General features: G+C 70.9%; 7 protein-coding genes. 6 read left to right on the top strand and 1 reads right to left on the bottom strand.

Features of this window, described 5'->3' with window-relative positions; all coding sequences use genetic code 11:
- Positions 1–4: 4 nt before the first annotated feature.
- Positions 5–1,594: an ABC transporter substrate-binding protein gene (locus ASE01_RS22370; protein WP_056757981.1), complete on the bottom strand. Its 1,590-nt coding sequence runs from the start codon at positions 1,592–1,594 to the stop codon at positions 5–7.
- Positions 1,595–1,739: 145 nt separating this feature from the next.
- Here ASE01_RS22370 and ASE01_RS22375 point away from each other — a divergent pair, with 145 nt between their 5' ends.
- From ASE01_RS22375 to ASE01_RS22400, 6 genes are all read left to right on the top strand, one after another.
- Positions 1,740–2,318 carry a TetR/AcrR family transcriptional regulator gene (locus tag ASE01_RS22375; protein ID WP_056757984.1) on the top strand — a complete coding sequence of 193 codons (579 nt, stop codon included), beginning with the start codon at positions 1,740–1,742 and terminating at the stop codon, positions 2,316–2,318.
- A complete protein-coding gene (locus ASE01_RS22380) occupies positions 2,315–3,775 on the top strand; it encodes an amidase (RefSeq protein WP_056757987.1) in 1,461 nt (486 codons plus the stop codon). The genes ASE01_RS22375 and ASE01_RS22380 overlap by 4 nt, the downstream gene beginning before the upstream one ends.
- Positions 3,776–3,786: 11 nt before the next feature.
- Positions 3,787–4,701, top strand: a complete 915-nt coding sequence (locus ASE01_RS22385) for an alpha/beta fold hydrolase (protein WP_157537725.1) — start codon at positions 3,787–3,789, stop codon at positions 4,699–4,701.
- Positions 4,702–4,705: 4 nt separating this feature from the next.
- Positions 4,706–6,244 carry an acyl-CoA synthetase gene (locus ASE01_RS22390; protein WP_056757992.1) on the top strand — a complete coding sequence of 513 codons (1,539 nt, stop codon included), beginning with the start codon at positions 4,706–4,708 and terminating at the stop codon, positions 6,242–6,244.
- 11 nt (positions 6,245–6,255) lie between these two features.
- Positions 6,256–6,540: a hypothetical protein gene (locus ASE01_RS22395; RefSeq protein WP_056757995.1), complete on the top strand. Its 285-nt coding sequence runs from the start codon at positions 6,256–6,258 to the stop codon at positions 6,538–6,540.
- Positions 6,541–6,740: 200 nt separating this feature from the next.
- Positions 6,741–7,214 (top strand): DUF222 domain-containing protein (locus tag ASE01_RS22400; RefSeq protein WP_056757997.1); only part of this gene is annotated, 474 nt, incomplete at its 3' end.

A 7,214-nucleotide genomic window follows, 5' to 3' on the forward strand; every position in this document is an offset into this window, starting at 1 on the left:
GCGATCAGCCGAGCATCTTGATGCTCGTCGCGATGATGCCGCCGGCGGACTCGAAGCTCGCACCCTTCGAGAAGGTCCGCAGCACCGTGTTGGCGAACACCACGAGGTCGGCCTGCTCGAACAGTGCCGCCTCCGCAGCCAGCCACTCGGAGCAGCCCTCGGCGCCGTCGAGGGTCATCGCCTTGGCGACATGGGCGCTGTAGTCGGCGTTCTCGATCGAGGCGAAGTTGTTGCCCTCGGGTGCGGTGGGTCCGGAGAGGATCGACACGAGCTGGTCGGGGCTGCTCGCGTTGAAGGGTACCCAGAGCACGTCCCAGTCGCCGCTGACGGCCAGCGCCGTGAAGTCGGTGAGGGTGATCCCCTTGATCTTCACCTCGACGCCGATCTTCTCCCAGGCCATCGCCGCCAGCTCGGCAGCGGCCGAGGCGCCCGGCCCCAGGAAGGTCAGGTAGTTGAACTTCACGGTCAGCTTCTTGCCGTCCTTGACCCGGACCCCGTCACTGCCCTCGACCCATCCGGCACCCTCGAGTGCTGCCTTCGCGGCTTCGACGTCGGTGTCCGGGAAGGCTCCCTCGACCGAGTTGCCCGTGCAGGCAGCTGGCGCCGTGACCGCCAGCTGGGTCGCGGGCTCACCCTTGCTCGAGGTGAGCACGCTCTGCAGCTCGCCGAGGTCGAGCGCCTGGGTCAGCGCCCTGCGCACCTCCGTGCTGGCGGTGACGTGGCCCTCGGCGTGGTTGAAGGACTGCTCACCCGCGAGCGAGAGCTGCTCGTGCGCGTCGAGGCCCGCCGCGGCGAGCCGGTTCGCGTCGCTGGCGCCCTTGATCGTCGCCGCGTTGAGCTGCCCGGTCAGCAGCTCGTTGGCCGCCGTCGTGTCGTTGGCGATGACCTTGACGTCGATCTTCACGGGCGTGCCGGGGTCCGCGGTCGTCGCGTCACCGGTCCCCCAGACGTAGTCCTCGCGCACGTCGTACTCGTACTGGCTGCCGGCGACGGCCTTGCTGAGCACGAACGGACCGGTGCCGGAGGTGGTGGTCGCCAGGGACGCCCGGTCCTTCAGCCCGGCGTCGCAGACCATCGACAGGTCGGCGAGCCCGTTGAGCAGGAACGGCGCCGGAGCGGCGAGGGTGACGGTCAGCGTCGCGCCGTCCGCCGTGGCCGCGGCCCCCGGCGGGAGGTAGATCCCGAGGTACTGGCTCTGGTTCGTCGGGTCGGCGACGTAGTTGATGTTGTCGGCGGCCGTCTGGGCAGTGAAGTCCGAGCCGTCGGAACAGGTGACACCGCCGCGCATCTCCATCGTGAGCGTCGTGCCGTCCACCTTCCACGACGATGCGAGTCGCGGTCCGATCTTTCCGTCGGCGTCGACCGCGACGAGGCTGTCGTAGGCGAAGCGGTTCAGCTGGACGAGGATCCCGCTGACCGCCTGCTGCGGGTCGAGCGAGCCCGGATCGTCGGTGATCGCAAGGGTGAAGGTCTTGCCGTCGGCATAGGCCGGGTCGGCGTCGGACGAGTCGCTGGAGCCGCCGCAGGCCGCGAGGCCGAGAGCCGCGACGGCGAGGGTCAACGCCGTGGCGACGGTTCGTTGGTTGAGTCTCATGACGTTCCTCGATCACTAGGAGTGGGGCCGCGCCCGAGCGGGCGATGCGTCGCAGGAGACCTTGCGATGCTGGGGATGCGAGGACGACCATATTCCGCTACGGTGTGTTGCGCAACACATTGTCGTTTAAATCGAAGGAGCGCCCATGGCTGGCCGACCGAGAGACCTCGAACTGGAACAGCGCCTGCTCGCAGCGGCCTGGTCGCTGCTCGTCGACAAGGGGTACGAGGCGCTGAGCCTGTCGCAGGTCGCTGCCCAGGCGGGCGCCCACCGCTCCGACGTCTACCGCCGGTGGTCGACCAAGGCGCAGCTGGTCTCCGACACGCTGACCGAGCACCTGCCGGCCGTCTCCGCCTTCGACACGGGCGCGTTGTCCTCCGACCTCGAGGCGTACGTCGCCGACCTCGCCGAGGCGTGGTCCTCCCCCTGGGTCGACGGGCTGGTGGGCTGGTTGGCCGATCTGCGCGAGGACTCCGACGCCGCAACCGCCTTCGACGCCATGGCCAAGGGCCGAGGCCGCAACCTGGGCAATGCGATCGAGCGAGCGGTCGAGCGAGGAGAGATCACGGCGGTCTCCGGCGAGGACCTGCACCTGCTGGCCGAGCTCCTCGAGGGGCCGCTCATGCACCGACGGCTGCTCAGCCGGATCCCGCTCACCGAGGACCACCTGGCGGCGGTGGCAGCCACCGCACACGGCTGGCTCACCCGGACCGCGTCGCCGTGAGCGACCTGCACGAGCTCAGCGCGACGGAGCAGGTGAAGGGACTTCGGACGCGCGAGATCAGCTCCGCCGACCTGACCCGTCACTACCTCGACCGCATCACCCGACTCGATCCCGACCTCGGCGCCTTCGTGACCGTGGACGGCGACGCCGCGCTGCAGTCCGCGGCGCGTGCCGACGAGCTGCTCGACCAGGGGGCTGACCAGGGCGCTGACCAGGGCGGCAAACAGGGCGTGCTGCCGGCTCTCACCGGGCTGCCCCTCGGCATCAAGGACCTCGCCCCCACGGCCGGTCTGCGCACGACCTTCGGCTCAGCGCCCTTCACCGACCACGTGCCCGCCGAGGACTCCTGGACCGTCGGCCTGCTGCGACGGGCCGGAGCGGTCTTCGTCGGCAAGACCAACACCCCGGAGTTCGGCGCCAGCTGCTTCACCGAGAACGACGTCACCGAGCGCCCGTCCGTCACGCCCTACGCGACCACCCACTACTCCAGCGGGTCGAGCGGTGGCGCGGCGACGGCGGTGGCCGCGGGCCTGCTCCCCCTCGCCCATGCCAGCGACAGCGCGGGATCCATCCGCACACCGGCGTCGGCCTGCCACCTCGTCGGCATCAAGCCGAGTCGTGGCCTGGTGAGCTCGGCGCCGGCGTCCGCCTTCATGGCCGTCGGCACCGAAGGGCCGCTGGCCCGCACGGTCGCCGACGCGGCCCTCCTGCTCGACGTGATGGCCCGTCCCGCCCCCGGCGATCTCTACGGATGGACCTCGCCCTCACGCTTCACCGACGCCGCGGCGAGCGGGCCCGGGCGTCGCCTGAGGATCGCCGCGTGGACCGACCCCGGACTCGCTGCGGACCCGCATCCCGAAGCCGTCGCCGCCGTACGACGAGCTGTCGACCTGTTGCGGGAACTGGGCCATGACGTCCGCGAGATCCCGAACCCGGGCGTGGGCGACAAGCTGGTCCGGGACGCGCTGGAGACGTGGTTCGCGACGACCGTCGCACACGCAGCCACCCTGATGGCGCCGGTCGGGTCGCGACCGCAGCTCCGGAGCTACACCCGGCACCTGATGGACGTCTGCGGGCAGCTCTCCGCCCAGGACGTGCTGACGGCGCACTCCGTGCTCGCCGGGCATGCGAGCTCGATGCTGTCGGTGTTCGAGGACATCGACGTCGCCCTCACCCCCGCGACGAACGGTCCGCCGGTCCCGATCGGGCACTTCGCCCAGCAGGGCGTGGAGAACGTGTCGAGCCTGATGCTCGACTGGTCCTGCTTCACACCCTGGGTGAACTTCACCGGGCAGCCGGCCGTCGCCGTGCCCTCCCACCTGGACGAGGCCGGCCTTCCCCACGGCGTGCAGCTGATCGGGCGACCCCAGCACGACGCAGCGCTGGTCGCCCTCGCCGCCGAGCTCGAGGCGGCCGCGTCCTGGCAGGACATCCACCCTCCCCCTTGGTACCAGTGAAGGACCACGTCATGGGCTCACGACCAACACCCACCCCGCGCACGCTCGACCCCGGCGCAGGCCTCACCGAGCAGCACGTCTCGCTGCCCGACGGCCGACGGATCCGCGTCGTCGTCGCAGGCACCGGCACCGGACCGCTGGTCGTCCTCGAGGCCGGGATGAGCGCACCGGCGGCCAGCTGGGTGCACACGCAGCGGGAGATCAGCGCCCGCACCCGCACGCTGTCCTACGACCGCGCGGGCTACGCCGGCAGCGACGTCGACGCCCACCCGAGGACGCTCGAACGACTGACCGACGACCTGACTGCGGTGCTCGACGCACTGGACGAGACCGCGCCGGTCGTCCTCGTCGGACACAGCTGGGGTGGCCCGATCCTGCGCTGCTTCGCCGACCGGCACCCCGACCGGGTCGCCGGCCTGGTGTTCGTCGACGCGACCCTCGCCGAGGCGATGGACGCCGGCTCCGCGCGGATCACCTCGCGCTCCCTGCAGCTGATGTCGCTCCTGGCGCGGGTCGGAGGGCGGCGCCTGATCGAGAAGCTGGCTCTGCCCCACGGGGCCTCCCCCGAGATCAGCGCGGCCGACCTGACGACGATCATGCGTGACTACGCCTGCACCGAGGCGATGCGGGCCGGAGCGCGCGAGGCCGCGCAGATCGGCGCAGCACTGCCGGTGATGGTGGCGCTGCAGGAGGCCGGAACCCCCGACGTGCCCACCGTCTGCCTGCAGGGCGGGCGAGTCGACCGCGGCATGGCCACGTTGCGGCCACTGCTCAACCGGACCGCCGCGACGCTGATGGAGGCCGCCCCCCAGGGGCGGGTCGTCATCGTCGCCGACGCCGGTCACCTCATCCCGCAGGAGTCCCCCGGCGTCGTACGCGACGCGGTCCTCGACGTGCTCGACGCCCTCGACGCAGTTCCGGAGTGATGACATGTACCTCACGCAATCCCTGCACCGACTGCTCCAGCAGAACCCCCACGCGCCGCTCACCATGGACGGCGACCGCGTGCGCACCGTGCGCGAGTCGGTGGACCGGATCGCCCGACTGGCCGGCGCCTTCAGGGACCTGGGCGTCGCACCGGGCGACCGCGTCGCGATCCTCGCGCTCAACTCGGACCGCTACCTCGAGTACCTCCAGGCCTGCTGGTGGATGGGCGCCGCGGTCAACCCGGTCAACATCCGGTGGGCGGAGCCGGAGATCCGCTACTCGCTCGAGCAGTCGGGCACGCGGGTGCTGCTCGTGGACGACATGTTCGCGCCCGTCGTCGACTCGCTGCGCGAGGTCCTCGACGTCGTCATCCATTGCGGCCAAGGCCCCACGCCACCGGGGATGCACGACTACGAGACCCTCGTGGCCGACGCCGATCCCGTGCCGGACGGGCGCCACGGCGGCGACACCCTCGCCGGGGTCTTCTACACGGGCGGGACCACCGGCTTCCCCAAGGGCGTGATGCTCAGCCACGCCAACCTGCTGGTCTCCTCGATGGGCAGCCTGGCGGCCGAGCCGATCGCCGTCCCGGGCGGGCGGATGCTGCACGCCGCTCCCCTGTTCCACCTCGCGGGACTCACGACGTGGAACATGCAGACCCTCGTCGGCGGCACGCACGTCGTCGTACCGTCCTTCGAGCCGGTCGCCGTCATGCGGGCCATTCAGCAGCACCGGATCACCACGGCCATGCTGCCGCCGATCATGATCCAGATGGTCGTGGACCACCCCGACCGTGCGGACTACGACCTGTCGAGCTTCCAGGCAGTGCTGTACGGCGCATCGCCGATGCCGGAAGCCCTGTTGCGGCGGGCGATGGCGACCTTCCCGGAGGCGCGCTTCGTGCAGGCCTACGGCATGACCGAGCTCGCGCCGGTCGTCACCCTCCTCACCGCCGACGACCACGTCGACGGCACCCGACTGCGTTCGGGCGGACGATCAGCGCCCCACACGGAGATCCGGATCGTCGACGCCGACGGCGCAGAGCTGCCCAGCGGCACCGTCGGGGAGATCACGGTCCGCGGTGGCCACGTGATGAGCGGCTACTGGAACAAGCCCGACGAGACGACGTCAGCCCTGCGCGACGGCTGGATGCACACCGGCGACGGGGGCTACCTGGACGACGCCGGCTACCTCTTCATCGTCGACCGGATCAAGGACATGATCGTCACCGGCGGCGAGAACGTGTACTCCGCCGAGGTCGAGAACGTCCTCGCCCAGCACCCCGCCGTCGCGGCCTGCGCCGTCATCGGCGTCCCCGACGAGGTGTACGGCGAGCGCGTGCACGCCGTCGTGACGCTCCTGCCCGGCCACACGGCCACGGAGAACGAGCTGCGCGAGCACTGCAAGGCCCTCGTCGCCGGCTACAAGGCCCCGCGATCGGTCGACTTCATCGACGCCCTCCCCCTCTCCCCGGCCGGCAAGGTGCAGAAGCGGGAGCTGCGCGCGCCGTACTGGGCGGGCACGAGCCGGGCCGTGAACTGATGGGGCCGGACATGGACCTGATGGATGCGGACCTGACCGTCGACCTGACCGTGGAGGCGACCCACGAACAGAGCCTCGTGGGGCGGCTCGCCGTACTCCTCAATGCCCACGAGGTGACCGCTTTCGTCTACCGGACCGACCCGCAACGCCACCTCGCCACTGTCGAGGTGAGCGTGGCCGGCGGCGAGCTCCAGGTCGAGCGCGCGGCCCATCGCCTGCGTCGGGTGATCGGGGTGCACCGCGTGACGACCCGGGACCACGCGTACTTCGGCGAGGTCTCCGTCTCCACACAGTGAATGATCGTCTTGCGCGGACATTCGAACAGGTGTACGATCGTGCCACGGCCGACGGCCGGGACGCATCGAGAGGTCCCGGGCACCCGAGGTCTGAGTTCGTCAGGACATGACACGCACCGTCCGGGTGTGGAGTCGCTGCACCACCGGTGCCTCCTGGAGGGCGACAACCCCGTTGTCGTGCCTGCCCGAGGAGCCCCCGGATGTCCGTCGCCACCGCCACCCGCACCCACCCGATCCTGGGGTGCGCGCGGGAGGTACGCGCGGCACTCGCTGCGGTGGGTGAGGTCCAGCCGGTCTTCATGGACACCGCACAGAAGCAGACCGCGCTGGTCGAGCTCGCCCAGGCCGAGGCCCAGCTCACCGAGCTACGGCTCCGGGTCCTCGCCGCAGCAGACGACATCGGCCAGGAGTCCGGCGCCCGCGACGCCGCGGCCTGGCTCTCCCACGCGACCAGGACCGATCCAGCCCTCTCACGAGCCGACGCCCGGCTCGCGAAAGCACTCGAGATCCGCACCACTGTCGCCGCCGGCCTGCGCACAGGCCAGGTGACGGCCGCACAGGCCCGCGTGATCACCAACATCCTGTCCGAGCTCCCCACCGACCTCGACCCACAACTGGTCCAGGACGCCGAGACCACACTGGTCGGCTACTGCGACCAGTTCCGACCCATCGAG

Origin of the sequence: Nocardioides sp. Root190 (assembly GCF_001428565.1) — a bacterium.
Classification (GTDB): Bacteria; Actinomycetota; Actinomycetes; order Propionibacteriales; family Nocardioidaceae; genus Nocardioides.

Bases quoted from the DNA above. Each gene is read 5' to 3' on its own strand.
- ASE01_RS22370 (WP_056757981.1), bottom strand. From the start codon at position 1,594: ATGAGACTCAACCAACGAACCGTCGCCACGGCGTTGACCCTCGCCGTC.
- ASE01_RS22390 (WP_056757992.1), top strand. From the start codon at position 4,706: ATGTACCTCACGCAATCCCTGCACCGACTGCTCCAGCAGAACCCCCAC.
- ASE01_RS22395 (WP_056757995.1), top strand. From the start codon at position 6,256: ATGGACCTGATGGATGCGGACCTGACCGTCGACCTGACCGTGGAGGCG.
- ASE01_RS22375 (WP_056757984.1), top strand. From the start codon at position 1,740: ATGGCTGGCCGACCGAGAGACCTCGAACTGGAACAGCGCCTGCTCGCA.
- ASE01_RS22385 (WP_157537725.1), top strand. From the start codon at position 3,787: ATGGGCTCACGACCAACACCCACCCCGCGCACGCTCGACCCCGGCGCA.